This is a genomic window from Brachyspira sp. SAP_772, assembly GCF_009755885.1.
Lineage (GTDB): Bacteria > Spirochaetota > Brachyspiria > Brachyspirales > Brachyspiraceae > Brachyspira.
Map to the genome: position 1 here is coordinate 1 of NZ_VYIX01000328.1, position 563 is coordinate 563.

The 563-nt window shown below is 24.6% G+C and carries 1 protein-coding gene; it reads left to right on the plus strand.

Translation table 11 applies throughout. The features are described from left to right. The coding region (locus GQX97_RS14320) for an inner membrane CreD family protein (protein ID WP_198391275.1) at positions 1–306 on the plus strand (306 nt) is incomplete at its 5' end. Positions 307–563 lie beyond the last annotated feature (257 nt).

The following is a 563-nucleotide window of genomic DNA, read 5'->3' on the forward strand; positions in this document are numbered from 1 at the left end:
ATAGCTAATGCAATATTTTATCTTCTGCTTTTAGCAATATCTGAGCATATCAATTTTAATATTAGTTATTTTCTTAGTGCCTTAATGGTTACAGCTTTAACTTCTATATATATAGGATACATTATAAAATCTCCAAGATACACTATTTCAATGGCTATAGTAGAGTCTTTGATTTATATATTCTTGTTTGGAATACTTCAGCTTACTGAYTATGCATTACTCATGGGTACATTAGGGCTATTTGCTGTTATTGCTCTTGCMATGTACTTCACACGAAATGTTGATTGGTATGGTGAAAACAATTAACAAATTTAAAAAATTATTACCGCACGGTGGAATAAACTTTTTTATATAATAAAATTCAAATTATAAGTTTATTAATATAATAAATTTTATTCTGCGTGCGTATATACATTTTTTATCTTTTAAAAATTTAGGGYGGGTGCTAAAAATTCTATATAAATTGCAAAAATATTAAAAATAAAAAACTCAAATAAAACAGCAAATATATAGGGCGGGATTTGTAAATTAAGTTTTTTAATTAATTATTATTAATTCTATAA